Source organism: Bradyrhizobium sp. CCBAU 21365 (assembly GCF_015291305.1).
Classification (GTDB): domain Bacteria; phylum Pseudomonadota; class Alphaproteobacteria; order Rhizobiales; family Xanthobacteraceae; genus Bradyrhizobium; species Bradyrhizobium elkanii.
Window position 1 is genome coordinate 7,899,298 of sequence record NZ_CP030036.1, and the last position, 17,956, is coordinate 7,917,253.

General features: G+C 63.6%; 20 protein-coding genes and 1 tRNA gene. 9 read left to right on the top strand and 12 right to left on the bottom strand.

All coding sequences use genetic code 11. The features are described from left to right. Positions 1-30: 30 nt before the first annotated feature. Positions 31-2,289 (top strand): AAA family ATPase, encoded by a 2,259-nt coding sequence (locus XI02_RS37160; protein ID WP_172646904.1) that lies wholly within the window; start codon positions 31-33, stop codon positions 2,287-2,289. Further along, on the top strand, positions 2,286-3,317 hold the full coding sequence (locus XI02_RS37165; RefSeq protein ID WP_197971356.1) for a 3'-5' exonuclease: 1,032 nt from the start codon (positions 2,286-2,288) through the stop codon (positions 3,315-3,317). The genes XI02_RS37160 and XI02_RS37165 overlap by 4 nt, the downstream gene beginning before the upstream one ends. A gap of 474 nt (positions 3,318-3,791) precedes the next feature. Here the strand turns inward: XI02_RS37165 and XI02_RS37170 are convergent, their stop codons facing one another. Continuing rightward, complete coding sequence (locus XI02_RS37170) at positions 3,792-4,496, bottom strand: hypothetical protein (RefSeq protein ID WP_244981002.1); 705 nt, start codon at positions 4,494-4,496, stop codon at positions 3,792-3,794. A 707-nt stretch (positions 4,497-5,203) separates the two neighbouring features. On the opposite strand from XI02_RS37170, the gene XI02_RS37175 reads away from it, so the two are divergent. From XI02_RS37175 to XI02_RS37190, 4 genes are all read left to right on the top strand, one after another. Further along, complete coding sequence (locus XI02_RS37175; protein ID WP_172646903.1) at positions 5,204-5,407, top strand: hypothetical protein; 204 nt, start codon at positions 5,204-5,206, stop codon at positions 5,405-5,407. After that, positions 5,380-6,000 (top strand): ParA family protein, encoded by a 621-nt coding sequence (locus XI02_RS37180; RefSeq protein ID WP_172646902.1) that lies wholly within the window; start codon positions 5,380-5,382, stop codon positions 5,998-6,000. Before XI02_RS37175 ends, XI02_RS37180 begins: the two co-directional genes overlap by 28 nt. 89 nt (positions 6,001-6,089) lie before the next feature. Further along, the gene (locus XI02_RS37185) at positions 6,090-6,404 is read left to right on the top strand and encodes a hypothetical protein (protein WP_172646901.1); all 315 of its coding nucleotides are present in this window, start codon (positions 6,090-6,092) and stop codon (positions 6,402-6,404) included. Positions 6,405-6,670: 266 nt separating this feature from the next. Further along, positions 6,671-7,615: a hypothetical protein gene (locus XI02_RS37190; protein ID WP_172646900.1), complete on the top strand. Its 945-nt coding sequence runs from the start codon at positions 6,671-6,673 to the stop codon at positions 7,613-7,615. A 104-nt stretch (positions 7,616-7,719) separates the two neighbouring features. On the opposite strand, the gene XI02_RS37195 is transcribed toward XI02_RS37190, so the two are convergent. Both XI02_RS37195 and XI02_RS37200 read right to left on the bottom strand, forming a co-directional pair. Further along, positions 7,720-7,938, bottom strand: coding sequence for a hypothetical protein (locus XI02_RS37195; protein WP_172646899.1), 219 nt, complete (start codon positions 7,936-7,938; stop codon positions 7,720-7,722). 81 nt (positions 7,939-8,019) lie between these two features. Beyond that, positions 8,020-10,218, bottom strand: coding sequence for a thymidylate synthase (locus tag XI02_RS37200; RefSeq protein WP_172646898.1), 2,199 nt, complete (start codon positions 10,216-10,218; stop codon positions 8,020-8,022). Between the two features lie 114 nt (positions 10,219-10,332). Between XI02_RS37200 and XI02_RS37205 the strand changes: the two genes are divergently transcribed. Both XI02_RS37205 and XI02_RS37210 read left to right on the top strand, forming a co-directional pair. Then, positions 10,333-11,562 (top strand): nucleoside triphosphate pyrophosphohydrolase family protein, encoded by a 1,230-nt coding sequence (locus tag XI02_RS37205; protein WP_172646897.1) that lies wholly within the window; start codon positions 10,333-10,335, stop codon positions 11,560-11,562. Next, complete coding sequence (locus XI02_RS37210) at positions 11,559-12,239, top strand: uracil-DNA glycosylase (RefSeq protein ID WP_172646896.1); 681 nt, start codon at positions 11,559-11,561, stop codon at positions 12,237-12,239. The genes XI02_RS37205 and XI02_RS37210 overlap by 4 nt, the downstream gene beginning before the upstream one ends. 92 nt (positions 12,240-12,331) lie before the next feature. On the opposite strand, the gene XI02_RS37215 is transcribed toward XI02_RS37210, so the two are convergent. The 6 genes from XI02_RS37215 to XI02_RS37240 form a co-directional block, all read right to left on the bottom strand. Further along, positions 12,332-12,535, bottom strand: coding sequence for a hypothetical protein (locus XI02_RS37215; RefSeq protein ID WP_172646895.1), 204 nt, complete (start codon positions 12,533-12,535; stop codon positions 12,332-12,334). A 307-nt stretch (positions 12,536-12,842) separates the two neighbouring features. Beyond that, positions 12,843-13,565, bottom strand: coding sequence for a hypothetical protein (locus tag XI02_RS37220; RefSeq protein WP_244981001.1), 723 nt, complete (start codon positions 13,563-13,565; stop codon positions 12,843-12,845). Between the two features lie 34 nt (positions 13,566-13,599). Then, positions 13,600-14,277, bottom strand: a complete 678-nt coding sequence (locus XI02_RS37225) for a C1 family peptidase (RefSeq protein WP_172646893.1) — start codon at positions 14,275-14,277, stop codon at positions 13,600-13,602. After that, positions 14,274-15,299 (bottom strand): protease inhibitor I42 family protein, encoded by a 1,026-nt coding sequence (locus XI02_RS37230; RefSeq protein WP_172646892.1) that lies wholly within the window; start codon positions 15,297-15,299, stop codon positions 14,274-14,276. The genes XI02_RS37225 and XI02_RS37230 overlap by 4 nt, the downstream gene beginning before the upstream one ends. Before the next feature lie 3 nt (positions 15,300-15,302). Then, positions 15,303-15,650: a helix-turn-helix transcriptional regulator gene (locus XI02_RS37235; RefSeq protein ID WP_172646891.1), complete on the bottom strand. Its 348-nt coding sequence runs from the start codon at positions 15,648-15,650 to the stop codon at positions 15,303-15,305. After that, complete coding sequence (locus XI02_RS37240) at positions 15,647-15,997, bottom strand: hypothetical protein (protein WP_172646890.1); 351 nt, start codon at positions 15,995-15,997, stop codon at positions 15,647-15,649. Before XI02_RS37240 ends, XI02_RS37235 begins: the two co-directional genes overlap by 4 nt. 132 nt (positions 15,998-16,129) lie before the next feature. On the opposite strand from XI02_RS37240, the gene acpS reads away from it, so the two are divergent. Then, positions 16,130-16,492 (top strand): holo-ACP synthase, encoded by a 363-nt coding sequence (gene acpS, locus XI02_RS37245; RefSeq protein ID WP_244981128.1) that lies wholly within the window; start codon positions 16,130-16,132, stop codon positions 16,490-16,492. A 188-nt stretch (positions 16,493-16,680) separates the two neighbouring features. On the opposite strand, the gene XI02_RS37250 is transcribed toward acpS, so the two are convergent. From XI02_RS37250 to XI02_RS37260, 3 genes are all read right to left on the bottom strand, one after another. Then, positions 16,681-16,757 (bottom strand) — tRNA-Met (locus XI02_RS37250). Positions 16,758-16,873: 116 nt separating this feature from the next. Beyond that, complete coding sequence (locus XI02_RS37255) at positions 16,874-17,239, bottom strand: hypothetical protein (protein WP_026193332.1); 366 nt, start codon at positions 17,237-17,239, stop codon at positions 16,874-16,876. Positions 17,240-17,292: 53 nt separating this feature from the next. Further along, positions 17,293-17,931 carry a class I SAM-dependent methyltransferase gene (locus tag XI02_RS37260; protein WP_016845103.1) on the bottom strand — a complete coding sequence of 213 codons (639 nt, stop codon included), beginning with the start codon at positions 17,929-17,931 and terminating at the stop codon, positions 17,293-17,295. Positions 17,932-17,956: the final 25 nt, after the last annotated feature.

Sequence of the window (17,956 nt, forward strand, 5' to 3'; positions counted from 1 at the left end):
ACGATGTCTCCTACCCTGCCGAAGATCGCCGTGGAGTCGGACGGCCTCGCCGCCTCCGGCGACACGACGCCGTCCAAGGACGTCGCGGGCATGGGTCCGCTGGAGCTCGCGGTCTATCGGGACGACTGGCGGGACGCTGCGCAATTCAGGATGCGCGCCGCTTTCGTAAAGGCGATGAAACAGCGTGGGGCGGCTCCGAAGAGGGCCGGCAAAGCCCGGAAGAAGGCGTCCGACGCGCCTTCCAACACGTTCTCGCAACTGAGCCGCCACAGCTTCGTCGAGATGCTCGACGACGACGAGGTGGAGACGTTGCCCGAGAGGCCCAAGCCCGGTCCTTCGTACCCGGTGACCGCCGCCAAGGTCGCCGCGCGTCTCCTTCTCGCCCGTCTGTTCGACGGCCGCAAAGACGTGCTCGACCGGCTGAAGCTTGCGGCGCCGGTGGTCACCATCGACGTCGCCGAGCGCGACCTGCTGCAGGCCGTGATCGGCAACTGGCAGGACGTCCTCTTTCCGGAGGGCGTACGGGTGATGGATACCGGCAACTTGGGCCGGCGGGAAGATTTCGACATGGTCAGCCTGGCCATGACACAGCCCCGCAAGACCAAGGACACCGGCGAATTCGAGAAGCAGGCACTCTCCGCTCTGTGCCTGGGGCTTCCGTTCGTCGCGATCTCGCCCGATGCGGAATCGCACCTGCCGGCCGTGGTGTTGAAGTCGGACCCGATCAGGCTCGTGTTGCCGTCCATCGATGCGCGAGTCATCGCGCTGGCGATCCGGGTGGTCACCGGCAAACCTTGTCGCGAACTGCTGGAGGACGATGCCGCACGCTTGCTCACCGCCACCGATCTATCGATCGGCATCCGGTTCGACCGATCGCCGGAGGAATGCCTCGCCCAACTCAAACGCCTCGTCGACCTGAGGCGCGTGCCGGCGTCCGTTCGGGACATTTCGCTCGACGACCTGCACGGCATGGGCGAGGCGGTGCGCTGGGCAAAATCCGTGATCGCGGATCTGAAAATGTGGAAAGCCGGTATGCCCTGGTCGGCGATCGACGCCGGCGCGTGCCTGGAGGGACCGCCCGGCGTCGGCAAGACCACGCTCCCGATGGCCATGCAACGCTCGGCCGCCGAGCAGGGCATCAAGCTCGAGCTGGCGTCTTGTTCGCACAGCCAGTTTCAGGGCGCAGGCGACGGGCACCTTGGCCACTTTATGCGCGAGATGACCAGTTTCTTCGCGTCCGCAAGGGCAAAACCCCGGCCCGTTCTCGTCTTCATCGACGAATGCGATTCTTTCGCCGATCGATCCAAATTGCGTCCGAGTCATTCTCACGCCGACTACGTTACCGCGTGCGTGAACGGGCTGATCTCCGAATTAGACGGTATTTCCAGCAGCCGCGACGGCGCTACCTCGAGCCGCGAGGGCCTGATACTGCTTGGAGCGTCGAACGATCTCAGCAGATGCGACCCCGCGATCCTCCGCTCGGGTCGGCTCAACCGCATCATCAGGATCGGTCTGCCCGACCTGAACGATCTGGAAAAGATGTATCGCTTCAGGCTCGGCGGGCGGCTCGTCCACGACGACCTGCAGGAGATTTGCATGCTGTCGCTCGGCAGCACCGGCGCCGACGTCGAACGCATCGTCAAGGATGCGCTGCGCATCGCGCGCCATGCCTCGCGAGATCTGATGTTGTCGGACCTTCGCGCCGTAGTCTCGCCCGAGGAGGACCGCGATTTCGACACGCAACGGCGGGTCGCGATCCACGAAGCCGGCCACATCCTCATGGACGTGCTCAATTTCGGCGCGCCGGAGAACGTACTCGCCAACATCGCGGCCGTCGGCCAGCGCGGCGGCGCCACGGTGCGCACCAAGTCTCCGCCGTTCGCAGGTACCTACTCGGACTATCGTCTTCGGCTGGAAACTCTGATCGCAGGACGCACCGCGGAGAGCTTGCTGCTGTCCGAACATTCGCACGGCTCCGGCGGTCGCAGAGGATCGGATATCCACCTCCTGACCACGACCGCCGCCGCCATGGTCGGCTCGCTTGGGCTGGCCGGTCCTGTACCGCTGCTGTTCTTCGGATCGCTCGATGACACCGAGGAACTCATGAGCTATCCCGAAGTCAGACGGGCGGCGCACGAAGAACTTCAGAAGGCGGCCGAGAGCTGTCTCGCCAAGCTGACAGCCCATCGTCCCGTTCTCGAAGGGATCGTGAAGATCCTGCTGCAGGCGCGCCGCATCGACGGGCTCGCCGTCGCCGATCTCCTCGCAAGGTCGAGGATTCGGTCATGAGCCAGCAGTTTCCGATCGACATGGGCGACCGCGACTTGGAGGAGATCGCAGCCTTGCTTGAATCCTCGGGCCGGTTTCGGGTTCTGAGGCGGCTGGCGGAGCCCGCCCCCGCTCCGGTGCCGGCCGACCTCTTTCGGCGGGGGCTGTTCGTCGACGTGGAGACGACCGGGCTCGACGCAGGCAAGGATACCGTCATCGAGCTCGCCATGGTGCCGTTCGGCTACCGCGCCGACGGCGAGATCGTCTGGGTCGGCCAAGCCTACTCCGGCTTGCGCGATCCCGGGTTTCCCATCCCCGAGGCCGTGTCGCGCCTTACGGGCATTACCGACGCCGCTGTGAAGGGCATGTCGATCGACGCCGCCACCGTCGAGGCCGCCGCACGCGCGTGCGCCGTCGTCGTCGCGCACAACTGCGCTTTCGACCGAACCTTTTGCGAGCGACTTTGGCCCGTCTTCAGAGACAAGCCCTGGGCCTGCTCGCTCAAGGAGATCGACTGGTCCGCGGAGGGGTTCGAAGGAGCGAAGCTGGGACAGATCGCCGCCGGCTTCGGGTTCTACTTCGATTCGCACAGGGCCGCGGACGACTGCTACGCCGGCGTCGAGATCCTCCGACGGAAGCTGCCGAGGAGCGGCTCGGCGGCGTTCGCAACGCTGCTCGCGTCGGCGCGGAGGACGACCGCACGCATATCGGCCGGCGACGCCCCGTTCGCCGCACGGGAAGTTCTTAAGCAACGAGGGTACAGATGGCATCCCGGCTCGCCCAAAAGACCGAAATGCTGGTTCGTCGAGCTTGGCGAAGAAGACGTCGTGGCGGAGATCGCCTTCCTTCGGGAGCGCGTCTACAGAAAACCGAATCCCGATATCTCTTTTTTCAAGTTGACCGCCTACGAACGCTACTCGGATCGGATACTGAGCGCGGTTCAGAAAGTGGGTGATCGGGTGGGAAGCCTCTCCGCGAGATCCGGAAAGGCGCATCATGGAATCGGACTTCAGGCCAGCGATCTTTTTTGTAAAAGACGATTGCCCTGAACACCGCGGCCGGCGGTGAGCTGGAGCAGAACCGCTGAAGGAAAGACGGCCTCAAAACGCGCGCGCGCGCGTCGCCCGAGACAAACGTCTCCATTCCGCAAATGCAGCCCCGGCGATACGTCGGACGCCGACGTCGCCGAAGCCGAGCTCGACTATCTCCGAAAGGAGATTTTTCAGAGGGAAGACGGCCAGATCGCGGTTCGAGCGATCACGTCGCTCGATCGATTTTCAAGCCGGATCTAGTGGTTGAGTAGCTAATGCGCCGACCCATGTTGGCGTCAAGAACGACGTGATCATAAATTGAATCGCGAAGTACCATAACAGGCTAGTCTCTAGCACTAGTCTCAGGAGCCGCAGGACTAGTCCTACTACTAGTCTGACTGGATGTAGGACTAGTCTCACGACTAGTCCTACCCTGGGGTCCGGTAAAGCAACGCCGTCGAAAAAACCTGGGGCGGCCACACTTCTTCCCTATTAGCGCACACCTCCAAGGGCCCAGCCCAGCAATCGAGCACGGAGGCCACCACGCTGGCGAACCTCGATGAAATGCAGAGCCTCGGGACAGCCGGACGCCGCGATGGCCGCCTCCAACAAGCCCTTGGCGGAAGCGTCCGAGATATCCCCCGCATGGCGGACGAGGCAGTCCAGAACGGAGAGGAAGTCGTCATGGATCTTCGCTAGGCGGGCGACGTCGTCAAGCAGCCCAGGACGGGCCGCACGGATCGCGGCCATCTTGGCCAAATCCCCGCGCTTGATCAGTTCGATGATCGACGACGCGGCCACCCCGGATTCGACGAGGAGTTGGATCAGCTCGAGCAGGGCTTCGCTTGAAACGACCGACAGAATAGTCGAGCGAACATTTTTGCTGTTATCCTTGTCGGCGACGAACGCCTGTGCGACGTCGTAGACGGCGTCCTTAGCCTCCTTTGGCACCTCGACAACGTATTGTTCGAACCCTTCTGCCTTCCGTCGGGCTCGGTACTTTTGTTTGGCCTCAGCCGCGTCGGAGATTTTCTTCTTCCCGCGGGCGACGCGGACGTAGGCCTTCATGGGTTCAAGGCCCAATTCCGCGGCTTTTTCGTCGAATTGAGATTCGTCAAAGGTGTCCGACCCCGAACCTTGGTCAAAGGTGTCGGGACCACGTTCAGATGCTTCCTCGGCGTCGGCATGCACAGTCATTCGCAGGACTAGTCTGAAGACTAGTCTCCCTAGCTAGGCGACTGCGACGCCAATCGCATCGCGCAAGCACAACGCTGCGCGTCGATTGACGCCTCAGAGGCGTCGTTTCGGATGATTTTTCAGGGGTGCGCGAAGCAGATTGGGGTTGCCAGGGAGAAGGCCAGTTGCTGGAGAGCCTTCACCGCCGTTTCGGCCACAGGGTGGCCCTGACAGGAACAGTCCGGCGACCCTCTCCATGGGCCGCGCAACCGCCCTCAGGAGCGGCGGACATGCCAAAAATAAGCCGTGCCCATCGAGACACAAGCTTTACGACGAAACATCGTTAAGTCCGGTTAACCGCTGCGCAGAGGGTCGACCTTACTGGCTGTTGCCGCACGAGCAGCATCCGTCATCCCACGCCGCGCGCCCTATCCAGACATAGTGCACTTGAAATGGCGGGTCTGCGCCCGCAGCGCCGTGATCCCGGTCTGAGATTACGCGCAGAACTGCGAGGGCCATGAGCTTTGTCGTACAGGTCACACCCATAGACTTTGGACATCTGCGGTTCGGCACCCAGATCCGCCTCTATCGACCTCGTCTAGCGGTAACTGTGCCAGCGAGCCGAATGCCACAATGGATCGTACGATGACGCCTGGGCGCAATGATATGGCGGCGTTGCTGTGCAGTGATGCAGTGATGCAGTGATGCAGTGATTTTACGGCGTCTCGATGCGGTACAAGAGCATTGAGCCGGAAATTTCCTGGTGGAAAACTTTGGACGGCCGTATGGCAGACGTGGCCCTCACCGCCGATGCCATCGGCGTTCCCCCGGCTTTTTGGGAGAATCCGGTCGATTTGATCGTTGGTGCGCCTGCGTTCATGCTGGAAGCGCAGGAGGTGCATACATGCGCGTCGCCGCGGCGGTGCAGTTGAAGGGCGGGACTGGGAAGAGCACGGCGATTTTGAACGCGGCCGTGGCCGCGGCAGCTCGGGGTCTTTCCGTGGCGATCGCCGATACCGACCCGCAGGCGTCCAGCGCAATGTGGGCGGCGGCGCGTGGGCGTGATGCCCCCTTCGTCACGTCCATCGCCGCACGTCAACTGCCGGGCTGGCTCGCGGAGAACGAGGCCGCCTTCGACCTGACCTTGGTCGACACCCCGGCCCATGACACGGATACCCTCGCCGACGCGGCGAAGCTCGCTGACCTCGCGATCATTGTCACCGAGCCGACCTACCTGGCGAACGCCGTGGCCGCCCGCATCCAGGCCGCGTTCGTCCAGGAAGATATCGAGTACGCGATCCTTTTGACGCGCACGCCGTCTCAATTGAACCGGCGCCTCAATCATTGGCTGGCGCTACATCGCCAGTTGGGGACCGTGGTCGACGCTCACCTTTCCTATCGCGTCGCCTATCAGGACGCCGTCGCGCTGGGCCTTGGCGTCGTCGAGTACGAGCCCGAGGGGCCGGCAGCGCAGGAAGTCCGTTCGGCAACGGATTGGATCCTCAAGAAACTGGAGTTGATTTAGTGAATAAGCGTACCGATCCTTCGAACGCTCTTGCGGCCTCGGCGCAGAATTTGCGCAAAGCCCTGCGAGACAGCGCGCCTGGAAGGCAGGTGACCGGGACTACCGAGACCTGCCGCACGACGCTGACGGTCAGTGAGGACATCCATCATGCCGTCCGTCGGTTGGCCGCCGATGCCCGGTGCAAGTTCAACGATATCGTCGTCATCGCGATCGAGGACGCCCTGCTGAAGAAGCAGGCTCTGCCCGGCAATCCCAGCCGACACGACCTGCGCCGACGGCTTGGCTTCTCGAGATCGGAAGACGAGCCGTCCGGACCCGGCAGCACCTCCGACGCAAATAGCGGCGCAGGCATCGTCCACGGCAGTCGGCTTGCCGACGACCATCCGCCCCCTCGCCAGTCCTAATGGAGAAATTTGCGATGGCCCAGCGAAACGCGTCAGGGGGGTGGAGGTACACCTAGAGAACCGACTTGGTGTATCTCAATCAGCGTCCTGGGGTGGGGTCGGATCAACTTTCGTACGGAAAGTGCTTCCGGCTTGCCATGGCGTCGCCGAGTATGCCTCCAGATCGAGGAGGCACCACTTTGATTCCGTCATATCAATTCAACCACGTCGAGCCCTACAGCCGCAAGGGGGCGCATCGGAAGAATTCGACGAAGCGGAAGTGCTCGATGTTCGACATCCGCGACGAGATGATCCGCGCGCCCCATGCCTGCGACCACGTGACCGATCCGCAACCGCCGAACCTGATCTTCGGATTGCCGCCGGGCGAGGCATTCGACATGGCCGCTGCCCGCGCCGCGCAAGCGGTCGACAAGATCGGGCGCAGGTTGCGGCCGGAAGCGCTCGTCGTGCTGGTCGGCGTCGCCACATGGCCTGATCTCACGGCCCATGTTCAACAAGACGCTGAAGCACGCGATCTGTATGTGCAGTGGCGCGACGCGACCGTCGCCTGGCTGCAGTCGCAGTGGGGCGACAGGCTGGTCACCGTGGTTGAGCACATGGACGAACTCCGTCCGCACGTGCACTACATTGTGCTGCCCGAATTGGAGCCGGACAACCGCCTCCGCATCGCGAGCGTTCATCCCGGTTTCCGCGCTGCGGCGAATTGCGCGGATGCCGGCGGGAAGCCCCGCGAGCAGAGCAAGGCCTACAAGGCGGCGATGACCGCCTTTCAGGACTGCTACTACGAAGATGTCGGCGTCTGCTTCGGGCTCTTCCGGATCGGACCGCGCTTGCAGCGCCTGACGCGCGAGGAATGGAAGGAACGGAAGCGCCAGGCGGAAATCCTCGCTCGCGAGCATGCGCGGATCGACGACCGTTTGGCCACGATCAAGCGGCAGGCGCGCGAGTTCGTGGTCGAGAAGACCGCTGCCGCCAACGCGGCCGCCGAATCCAAGATCAACGGCATCGAGACGCAGTCGCGTCACGACATGATGATGCTGAAGCAGGAGGCGAACAGGCGCATGGCGATCCTGCGCGGCCGCGAGCAGGCCCTGCGGAACGAACTCGAAGAGAAGGACGCGCTCATCACCGCGCAGGAGGAACAGCTCGCGCACGCGCTGGAGCGCCTGGCGATCTATGAAAGTGGTCTTGGACGGGATGCTGGACGGTAATTGGGCTCCGAATCCAGGATCGCTAGTTTGCCCATCGCGACAACGATCTTGGTCGAACGGCTTGAACAGGCGTCGCGCAAGATGTGCTCGGCCAAGGGTAGCGATCACGACGCTGTCGGTCTCGCCTTCAGATAGATGGAGCCACCAATCTGCTCGCCATCGGGCTTGTAACTGGTCCGCAGCGCGAGCTGTTCGAAGAGAAACAACTTGTGCAACAAACGCTCGAAAGCGTAGCCGCAATTCTTCTTTTCGGCACGATCGGCGTCTGGAGGCAGGCGTGAAAGCCTTCCGCGCTCTTCCTTGATATCGTCCCGGCTATTCATCGGCGACGCATGCTTCGATCGCTCGCCATGAACTGTCGAGCCGCATTGGCCGATCACCGCCCGAAAGGCTGTTCTGCTGCTTCACTTGGTGCGCTCATCGGTGACCGCTTCGAGCTCCGCCACTCGCTGCAGCGCCCCGCGCGACCATCGCTTGAAGTCTTCCGGCTCTCGTTTGGAACGTTCGTATCCTTCGTTTTGATCGGCCAAGTCTCGCAACGTGGCTACTATGGTCGAAGCCTTCGTGTCGCCGGCGTCGGCTCCAACTTCGACATAAGCGGCCAACGCCCGTAATCCTTCGATGGCAATCGGAATGCCGTCATTGTTGTAGGAGGCGTTCGCCGCGTTGCGAAGCTCGCCGAGAGCCTCCCGCCAGCTTGCCACGGCTGCCTTTTGGTGCTCGTTCCGGACCGATCGACGCACCATGGCGTCGGCCAGTAAGTGAAGCTTCTCGGGCGCCTGATCGAGAAGACGGTCGATGAGCGGCATCGCGACCTGGGTGGGCGACCGCGCGATGGTCCGGGCGTCCGCGGCAACGGTCGTGATCCGACCGGGCTTAAAACCGCAAGCCTCGCCGATCTCACGTTGCAAAAGTCTCAGCTCGGCGATGTTGACCGGCCACCAACGCGCGAATTCCTGCGCTCGGTAGAACGCGATCGCATCCACGACGGTCGCGCCGCCAGCCTGGTTGCGACGGCGAAACTCGACCAAACAAAACGATGCAAACTCTTCCTTTGAGGGCGCCGGATTGAAGTCCCGGAACGGATCGACGAGCACCGCGACAGCCCGGGTACTTTCCTTCGCCTTCAGCAAATCGATGATGCGCTTGATCTGATCGATTTTTCCTCCGTAGCGGCGAAGACGCACACCATGAATGTACGGAATCCGGTGCTCGAGCTGGGACCGGTCCCGTTGCCACCAATTCACCAGATCGCGGAGCCACTCGTCACGTTCATCGTCCCGGAGCGCTTCCGGCAGCGGATACTCGACAGGCAACGGCAGTTTGGGACCGCCATCGTCCGGCAGATCGAGATGGACGATCAAAGTGCCCCGAGAAGCGTCCGAGTTTGCGGCGGCACAGGCTCTTACGTAAACCTCGTCGATATCGGAACCTTCGATCGTGATCGGCGTGGACGGGACGACCACGACCGGATCTCCGGTCTTGCTCTTCTGGACCCAGAGGCGTCGCACGGTAGGTGGACCCGGCTGCCACGTCGCGCCGGCGCGAGGTAACGGCAGCGGTCGTAACGTGACTTGAGGCGTATGGGGCAGTCCTTCAACGGTGAGAAGCCGCATCGCTTCCTTCTCCCGGCCCACGTCGAATGTCGCGCCCGAAACGACCAAAGTCCGACGGGCCTCCTCGCCGTCATCGCCGTAGATGTGGTCGAAGTACGTCGCGTATTCATGCTTGTGACCGTGAACCACGATGTCCATGCCGCTATCCCGCAGGAGCGCTCGCACCTGCTCTAGGTTCGACATGTCTGCGAAAGGCTTTAGCTCTTCGCGGAGCGAAGGCGAACGGAGGTGATGGTGCATGGCCACGATGCGCAACTGGCGGCCGCGATTCGGGGCGACCGTGTCGGCAACGATCGCACGGAGTGTCTCAAGCTGTCGCTCCGACACGCGCGCCATGTCGTAGCGCGCCAGCGACTGAAGCTGAGCTCGCAGGCGGGACGCGCGCTCGGCATCGCCCTTTGCCACCGCGTCCGGAATCGTGTCCCATACGTCGCTCAGGGGCTTCGGCAGCACCGAGCTCACGTGGGACCAGTTGCTGGTGTTCATCGGAAAGATCGCCCAACTCCGGTCGGAGGCCAGCAGCCTATGCCGGCCCATCCTGTCCCGCGGCAAAGGCCACGGGTCGATACCGTCGAGCCAGGGCACGACGCATCCCGCATCGCACCAGATCTTGCGGAAGTCGGCGTAGCGCTCCGCGCTTCCGGGTGGTGTATCGCGCGGTACGTCGTGATTGCCCGGCGTAGCCACGATGCGTTCGGGCGTCACGCCAACTGGTCCGAGATGTCGGACCAGCAATTCAAAGACCAATTCATGGCCGCCGGGGGCGCCTTGGTGCTGTGCGTCGCCCGAGAAGATCACGGCGTCCAAACGCCGTCCTTCCTCCTTGAGATTTTCCGCCAAACGCGCGAACAACTGGTCCAGGGCGTCTTCGCGTCGACCAGGCGCAATGGACGGGATGGCGACCTTTTGGTCGTCCCTATCGAAGGCAACGCCGGCTTGGGAGACGTGAGCGTCGGTGAGATGAAGAAAAGTCGAGCGGTTTGACATAGATTCAACTATAGCAAGGCTGTCGGCGGACGCACAACCGCGGGCGCATCGAAAACCGGAATCCGATCAATAGCCAGATGGCCGAGCCATGATCCCGACCGAAAAGGGCTTCACATGAGCGGCGCGGCCAGACCTTCGTTGCTGCGCCGTCAGAGGTCGCTGTTCGAGGATGCCGAAGCTCCGTTGGGGCTAGACGAATATCAGCAGTTCACGACCCGGACCGACCGGAACGGCAAGCCGGGCACCGAAGGGCTCGGATTCGTGCTGCTGGGGCTGTTCGGCGAGGTAGGCGGCTTGCTCAGCGCGCTGAAGAAAAAGCAACGCGACAAGGATGCCTTCGTCGCTTATCACGACGTCGTTCTCGAAGAACTCGGGGATACCCTGTGGTACTTCGCGAACGCCGCACTGCGCGCGGAGCTGCCGCTCTCGGTGATTGCGCAGCGGACGCCGGCCAAGCTCGACGACTGGGACTACCGCGGAAGGACGGGCGCGCTCACCTTCGTAGAGTTGCAGCCGCCAAACCAGACGTTCGGTGGAGCTACCTTTTCCGGTGCCGTAGAGCACCGCCTGCTCGCCTTGGCGGGCAAGGTGGGGCGTCTGATGGAGGACTGGAGCAGCGGCCGGATCGCAGATAACCGGGACGTGCTTTCGGCGGATCTGGTCGAGATCTTCCGTGCTCTGCTCGCCGCCTCCGAGGATGCCGAAGTCAGTTTGGACGAGGCAGCGCGGAGAAACATCGTCAAGACGCTCGGCCGATGGCCAGACGATCCGGACTGGGGCCGGCTATTCGACGCCGATTATCCCGTCGAGGAGCAACTCCCCCGGCGGCTCACGATGGTGTTCACCGAACGAACCGTCGACGGTCGGCCGTACGTGGTACAACAATTGAACGGCGTGAACGTGGGCAGTCGTCTCACCGATAATCGCTTGGAGCCTGACGACTACCGCTTCCACGACGTCTTCCATCTCGCCTTCGCCGCGATCCTCGGCTGGTCGCCGACTCTTCGCGCACTTCTCAAGCTGAAGCGCAAGAGCAGACCAGAAATCGACGAGAATGAGGACGGCGCCCGCGCCATCATCGTCGAAGAAGGCATCTCGACCTGGATCTTCGGCCACGGCGTCCGGAACAACGACTTCCGCAACGTCGAGAGTCTCGACTACGGTCTGCTGAAGGCAGTACACGATTTGGTTCGCGGCTACGAGGTCGAAGCGCGTCCACTCTGGCAATGGGAGCGCGCGATTCTCAGCGGTTTCCGAATTTTTAGGGAATTGAGGTATCATCGTGGCGGCGTGGTCACGATCGACCTCGTCGAACGCAGCATCGAATTCGAGGCCCCGAAGTGACCAACCATCGCCGCTCCGCCCAACGCTTCGTCCGTCGTCTCGCCAATAGCCAGTTCGACGACGTCTTCAATCCTTACTCCGACGCGTGCGGGAACCACGACGGGGCCGATGCGCCCGCGATCAGACGCCGCAATCTTACGTTGGTGCTCGAAGCTGCGCTGACCTCGGGCGTGGATTCCTTTTGGATCGCGCGAGACCTTGGCTATCGCGGCGGAAGGCGGACCGGACTTGCGTTGACCGACGAAGTGCATTTGGCCGCGCATGGCGGTTTGTACGGAGACCTACCGTTGGCCCGCGCCACGCGCGGTCCGGTGGTCGCGGAGCGCACCGCGACCACAATCTGGCAGGTGCTTCGCGGTCTGCGGCGGCCGGTCTTTCTGTGGAATGTCTTCCCATTCCACCCTCATGAGCCCGACGATGCCATGTCCAACCGGTGCCATACTCGCGCCGAGCGCCAGGCATGCAGGCCGCTTCTGATCTGGTTGCTGGAGGCGCTACAGCCCAAGACGTTGGTCGCCATCGGCCGCGACGCGCAGATCGCGCTCGACGACCTCGACATCACTGCCCAGAAAGTCCGTCACCCGAGCTACGGCGGACAGGCCGAGTTCATTTCCGGCATGGAGGCGCACTACGGGATCTGCGCGGCACCGCGAGCGGCGCAGGGCTCTTTGTTCTAGCGACGCCACGCCAGCGGATCCGATCCCAGCGATCGCAGCCCCGCAGAACGGTGACCGACCCGCGCAACGGGCGCGGGCCGACCCGTTCGCGATTACCCGACAAGACGAAGTTTCGGTCGCTTCGTCCGATAGGCGTTGTACACCTGCTTGCCGTAGATGGCCTTCAACACGCGACGCAGAGGTTGGGACGCCCAAGGCGGAATACGCTCATGCTCGTCGACATAGCGCACTGCCTTGATGACGGTGTTGTATCCGATGCGACAGCCGATCGCTCGGTCGATATTGTAACCTGACATATCGCTCTCCTGCCGGTCCGGAAAGCGCTGGTCGGATGAGTGGGCTGGACCTGACGCGCCACTGCATCCGCGCTAAAGCCAGCGCATAGATGCGGCGGCCCTCCATGGTCTGGAGGGTTCAGGTCCCTGCAAGCGGCAGGCGGCTCTTCTTTGGACAATTCAGGTCCAGGCCCCGTTCCGGCATGTTGCTACACGCATGGGCAGGGATCAAGATCGTAACCCGATCACGACTTGCGGAGACGGCTTCACGTTTTCGAAGCGGAGCACACCTGGGGCGCGTCACCAGGTTCCTGAGGCCGGCGGGCGATCAGGCTGCGATCGACGCGCCGACCCCGAGCAGAGCGGCACAACGCGCATGCAACGCCTTAAGCTCCTCGCGGCTCGCCCCGGCGGTATCCACTTCGGCATGCGTTGACAACACCGACAGGGGTCCGACGCGGACGCCCGCTTCAGCCGCGACGAAGGACATCAGCCGTCCGAGTCCGATCAGGTTACCCAACAACTTCTCGGTATAGTAGTGGTTGCGATAGACCGCCGACAGCAGCAGTCGGTGGTCCCTGTCGAGCTTGAAGCTCATGAAGCTCAGGCACTGTCCGCCGCGGGGCGAACCCTTTGCATCCTTCAGCGGGTTGTAAATCGGCAGTTCGTAGATGTTACGGTAAGTCGAGTCCTTGGCGACATTGCGCTTCATCTTCTCGACCATGTCGTCCAGGAGGTTGACCGGCCCGTCCTCGCCGGGGAACGCGATCATCCGCTCGAAGTAGCGCCCCCAATCCTTCGACGACCTCTTCAGCCGCGGAAAGACCTGTCGCATGTAGACGTCGTAGAATGCGGGAGCGCCGTGCCGGTCGTAGGTGGCCTGCGGAAAGATCGTGTTGGCGACCGTCCTGACCAGAAACCCGCTGGCGCTGTGCTGTCCGAGATAGGCGTCGACCTGCCCCACGACCGCGGTCGCGACCGGCGACATCGCGACCGGGTCGGCGACGTCGATCACGACGTGGTGGCCTTCGTGCTTGGAAAGCGCGTGCACGACGCGTGAAGCCTCCAGCCAAGCGGATGCACAATCAGGCTGCGATATTCGGGGCGGGAACATCCGCGACCTCCGTGAGTACCGCTACGCGGGTGATGCGTGGCGCGAGATAGGATCTGGGTAACCAGGCGTGACCATGGAGCCCCCAATCGGCGCCCCAGCTGTTGCGAACCAGTATCGCGTCCTCCGCGCCGACGCGGCCATAACCAACCGCGACCACGGCATGCCGCCGCACCGGATCTTCGCCGCCGACGCCGTACACGATGCCGGCGGCGTCCGGCATATAGAAGGGATCGGAGATGGTGAGCAGCACGACCGGCGTCTCGCCGGTGCGAAGGCGTCGCACGATGTCGTCGTAGTCTTCGGAGCCCGTCTCGCCGTGCCGGCGGAACACCTGCTTGACCGCCGGCGGCGCGTAGCCGTCGGGGTCCGCAGGCAATCCGCCCAGGTACGGCCACTCGGTCTCAAGCGGCTGGCCGTCGTGCTGCAACGCCTGCAGCATCGCCGGCAGAATCGCTCCGTAGGACGGCGGCCGACCCGCGCGACGCTGCGCGTGATAGAACGCGAATTCGCAGGACAGCGGACGCCAAGGTCCGAGCAGCGCCGCATGGGCATCGCTCGCGGCGAAGGCGAGGCAGGTTGGCCTGGCGCCCTGATCGCGGGCCGGTCCGAAGTTCGCTCGCAGGTCGATCTCGGGTACGATATCGCTCACGCCGCCTTGGCCTCCAGATCCAGGCGGTGCTGCTTCCGCTGATCGCGATACCAGCCCTGTCGCTCGGCGCCTGACAGGTCGTATCTGACAGCGAACGTGTTGAGCGGCACGCCGGGCTGCCAAGGACGCGCTTCGGCCAGCCGCAACTCTCCCGCGCGCCGATCCTGCGCGGCGGTCGTGATGAGCCGCATGCTAGGGCCGCCGATCTCGTCGACGCCGATGGCCTCTCGACCGTCCGCCACCACGGCGAGCGCCTCGCCGTCGATGGCGTCGATCCGCCACAGATAGCCCGAGCCGCTGTGCTCGGTGAGCTTCACGACGAAAAGGTCCTTGGGACCGCCGTCGAGGCGGCAATCGGCGTCGCGCTCGGTGACCAGCCAGACGTCGGTCTCGCGGAAGTTCGCGGGCTCGAACCCCTTGAGCAGGTGTTGCTTCACCGACTTGAGCTTGATGTCCGCCAAGGCGCGCGCGATCGCACGGTCGAAGACGCCGTACTGATGCATCGTCCAGACCGCCGCTTCGTAGCTGATCCCCACGCGCAGCGCGAGCTGGTAGGCGTTCGCCGGATCGGCGAGGTCCGAATCCTTCCAGTTCTGACGCTCGCAATGCCAATCGAGCAGCCATCTCGGCAGCAGGAAAGCGGCGGCGAAAGCCTCCGCCTCGGCCTCCTGCAGTTCCTCCCGCGAAGACGGACGGCGCTGCGCCCGGCGCAGGATGTTCTCGTCATCGAGGCTGGGCGAGTGACCGAGATGGTGGTGGCCGAGTTCGTGCGCGGCGGTGTAGCGCTGCTGGCTCGAGGGGCGTTGCGTCGTCACCAGAATGCCCGGCGCCGGCTCGCGATAGTAGGCACCGAGCAATCCGTCGAGGCGGGTGAACATCAGCGGCACGCCGAGCCGGGCAATCGTACCGTAGACGTCGACGCGCCCGTTGCCGTGCACCGTCTGGGCCTGGATCGCGAGATCGCGGTGAAGGCGCGCCGCCTCGAGCGACGCCTTGCGAAGCGAGCTTTCGTAACTCGCCATGCGTCAGTCTCCGCTGTCCGACCGCGTCTTCAGGAACTCCGCGAAACGGGCGAGTTCGTCGCGGTCCTTCGCCGACAGTTTGGCCGCGGCGCGCGCCAGGTGGGCGACATCGGCCGGCAGCGAGGCCGCGGCCTCGTCCTCGCCGGTGAAGTACCCGACGGGTTGCCTGAACAACTCGGCGAGGCGCTTCAGTTCGATCGCCTCGACCTTGCGCTGGCCGTTCTCCATGTTGGTGACCGCCGTGCGCGTCACCTTGAGGAAGGCGGCGGCCTCGTCCTGGGAGTAGCCGACGTATTCGCGGGCTTGACGCAACCGTTCGCCCAGCCTCCGTCGCTCGGCTTCGTCGCTCATGTCTTCGCTCCGGTGTGGTGCTCGCTCCACTTCTTCTCGACGCGGCCCGTCACATGCGCGACCGCAGCCTCGATCGAACCGTAGCCGCCCGCCTTCACCACGCTTTCGGTGACCTTGAAGGGAAGGATGTCGTCGAGCACCTGCAGTGTCTCGACGACAAGCTGCGAATCGATTTCGATGGGTTTGGCGACAACGCTGGCGTCGTCGGGCGGCAGCGGCAGCCCCTTCCGCTTGTAGGTGCTGCGGACGGCGTTCAGAAGCTCGTCGCGCATCAGGCTCGCTACTCCCGCCGCAGGATAGGCTGGCGCGACCTTGGTGGGTGAGGAACCGGCAGAGGTGTCCGTCATGGCGATCTCCTTCCGAATAACAAGATAACATGCGATGTCCGAAAATCAAACATATATTGTCCGATTTAGGAGAGAGTTCTGATCATCGGCGTCGGAACGGACATCCACGAACTCGAACGCACCGCCGACGCAATAAAGCGACGCGGCATCGGGTATTTGGAGCGGCTGTTCACGGTAAACGAGATCGCCGCCGGGAAAAATCGCCGGGACGCCGCCGGCTTCTTCGCGCGCCGTTTCGCCGCCAAGGAGGCGTGCGCGAAGGCGCTCGGCACCGGCATCACGGGGCGGGTGAACTGGCACGACATCGAGATTACACGGGATGGGCCGGGTGCGCCCAAAATCGCTCTTTCGGGCGGGGCGCTCCAAAGGGCCCGTCGCCTCGCGCCCAAGTGTACGGAAATCCACGCGCATGTCTCTTTAGCCACCGCGCGCGGTCTGTGTGTCGCTGTCGTAGTATTGGAGGCCCGACCCGTTTGGTGCGATCAATCGCTCTAGACGAGGCAAAGGATCATCGATACGCGCAGTTACCCATAGAGCGCGGGCCGCCACGCGATCGCAAACCGAGCGTCACTGCTTTAGTAGTCAGAATTGATCAGCGATCAGCTCGGATGTATCAATGAGACATCCCTCGTGTCGAAACATCGATCGGTCAAGTCTGGGAAATCAAGAGGTTACGCTGGATCTGGTAGCGGGGGAGGGACTCGAACCCCCGACCCCAGGATTATGATTCCCGTGCTCTAACCAGCTGAGCTACCCCGCCATGGGCTCGCCATCGGCGGCCGGTGAGCCGCGGGTGCGAACGCGCGGCATATAAAGAGTGGCATGCGCGCCTGTCAAGCAAACCCGGACGTGGCAGCAACTTATTGCAGACAGAGGCTATTTCGGCCTCACCGATTGGTCGCCGCCGGGGCTGCCGGGCGGTGGAATCACCGGCGTGTTGCCGCCTTGCGGGGTCGGCGCACGCATTTCGGGATCGACCCCGGCCGGCGGGCACAACACCCCGTCGGATTTGGCGAGCTTGTCGCCCAGCGGCTGGCTGCTCTGCCCGGTGGTGGTTCCTTCCGGAACCACGGCACCAGGATGCGAAGGCTGCTGCGGCGCGCAATTTGCGGCGGTGCGCGACGGCGCCGGTGGCGCGGTCTGGGCCGGCGGTGTGGCTGATGTCGGCGGCGCCTGCGCCACGGCCACAGCGGGTGCCATTATCAGCACACAGGATAAAGCGAGTGCTCGATTGATCCTCATGACGAGAAAACCATGACGGCGCGCCGATGTTCCCCGTCAAAATCGCCGCAACCTCACGATTTGCGGAAGCGGATCAGCGAGAAATGCCCCATCGGCGGCATCGGGCGGCGCTCCGCAAGGCTGACCCCGCCATGCTTCGCCGCCCAATTGGTCAGCCGCTCCCACGGAAACTCCGGACGCCAGCCGAGCCGCCGCGCCAGCGGCGCGAAGGCGAGCTCGAAGACGCGGCGCGGGCCGCTCTCGGCGCCGATGTGATTGACCAGGATCAGTTCGCCGCCGGGCTTCAGCACGCGGATGAAATCGTCGAGCGTCGCCTCGGGATCCGGCACCGCGGTGATGACATATTGCGCGACCACCGCGTCGAAGAACGCATCCGGAAATGCGAGATTCTTGGCGTCCATCACCGCCAGCGCCTCGACATTGCTGAGGCCCTGCGCGCGCACGCGCTTGAGCGCCCGCCGCAGCATCGGCTCGGAAATATCGACGCCGCATAGTTTCGTGGTGCGCTTGTATTCCGACAGCGAGAGCCCGGTGCCGACGCCGACATCGAGCACGCGGCCGCCGATCCGATCGGCTTCCGCGATCGTCGACTGACGGCCCTGATCGAACACCTTGCCGAACACCAGATCGTAGATCGGTGCCCAGCGGCCATACGCTTTTTCGACCCCTTCGCGGTCGATGTCCCCAGCCATTCCCCTGCCCCGAAGTTTCTTCTGT

Bases quoted from the DNA above. Each gene is read 5' to 3' on its own strand.
- XI02_RS37200 (WP_172646898.1), bottom strand. From the start codon at position 10,218: ATGTCAAACCGCTCGACTTTTCTTCATCTCACCGACGCTCACGTCTCC.
- XI02_RS37190 (WP_172646900.1), top strand. From the start codon at position 6,671: ATGTTCGACATCCGCGACGAGATGATCCGCGCGCCCCATGCCTGCGAC.
- XI02_RS37260 (WP_016845103.1), bottom strand. From the start codon at position 17,931: ATGGCTGGGGACATCGACCGCGAAGGGGTCGAAAAAGCGTATGGCCGC.
- XI02_RS37215 (WP_172646895.1), bottom strand. From the start codon at position 12,535: ATGTCAGGTTACAATATCGACCGAGCGATCGGCTGTCGCATCGGATAC.
- XI02_RS37235 (WP_172646891.1), bottom strand. From the start codon at position 15,650: ATGAGCGACGAAGCCGAGCGACGGAGGCTGGGCGAACGGTTGCGTCAA.
- XI02_RS37175 (WP_172646903.1), top strand. From the start codon at position 5,204: ATGCGGTACAAGAGCATTGAGCCGGAAATTTCCTGGTGGAAAACTTTG.
- XI02_RS37240 (WP_172646890.1), bottom strand. From the start codon at position 15,997: ATGACGGACACCTCTGCCGGTTCCTCACCCACCAAGGTCGCGCCAGCC.
- XI02_RS37205 (WP_172646897.1), top strand. From the start codon at position 10,333: ATGAGCGGCGCGGCCAGACCTTCGTTGCTGCGCCGTCAGAGGTCGCTG.
- XI02_RS37170 (WP_244981002.1), bottom strand. From the start codon at position 4,496: ATGACTGTGCATGCCGACGCCGAGGAAGCATCTGAACGTGGTCCCGAC.
- XI02_RS37195 (WP_172646899.1), bottom strand. From the start codon at position 7,938: ATGAATAGCCGGGACGATATCAAGGAAGAGCGCGGAAGGCTTTCACGC.
- XI02_RS37180 (WP_172646902.1), top strand. From the start codon at position 5,380: ATGCGCGTCGCCGCGGCGGTGCAGTTGAAGGGCGGGACTGGGAAGAGC.
- XI02_RS37165 (WP_197971356.1), top strand. From the start codon at position 2,286: ATGAGCCAGCAGTTTCCGATCGACATGGGCGACCGCGACTTGGAGGAG.
- XI02_RS37230 (WP_172646892.1), bottom strand. From the start codon at position 15,299: ATGGCGAGTTACGAAAGCTCGCTTCGCAAGGCGTCGCTCGAGGCGGCG.
- XI02_RS37255 (WP_026193332.1), bottom strand. From the start codon at position 17,239: ATGAGGATCAATCGAGCACTCGCTTTATCCTGTGTGCTGATAATGGCA.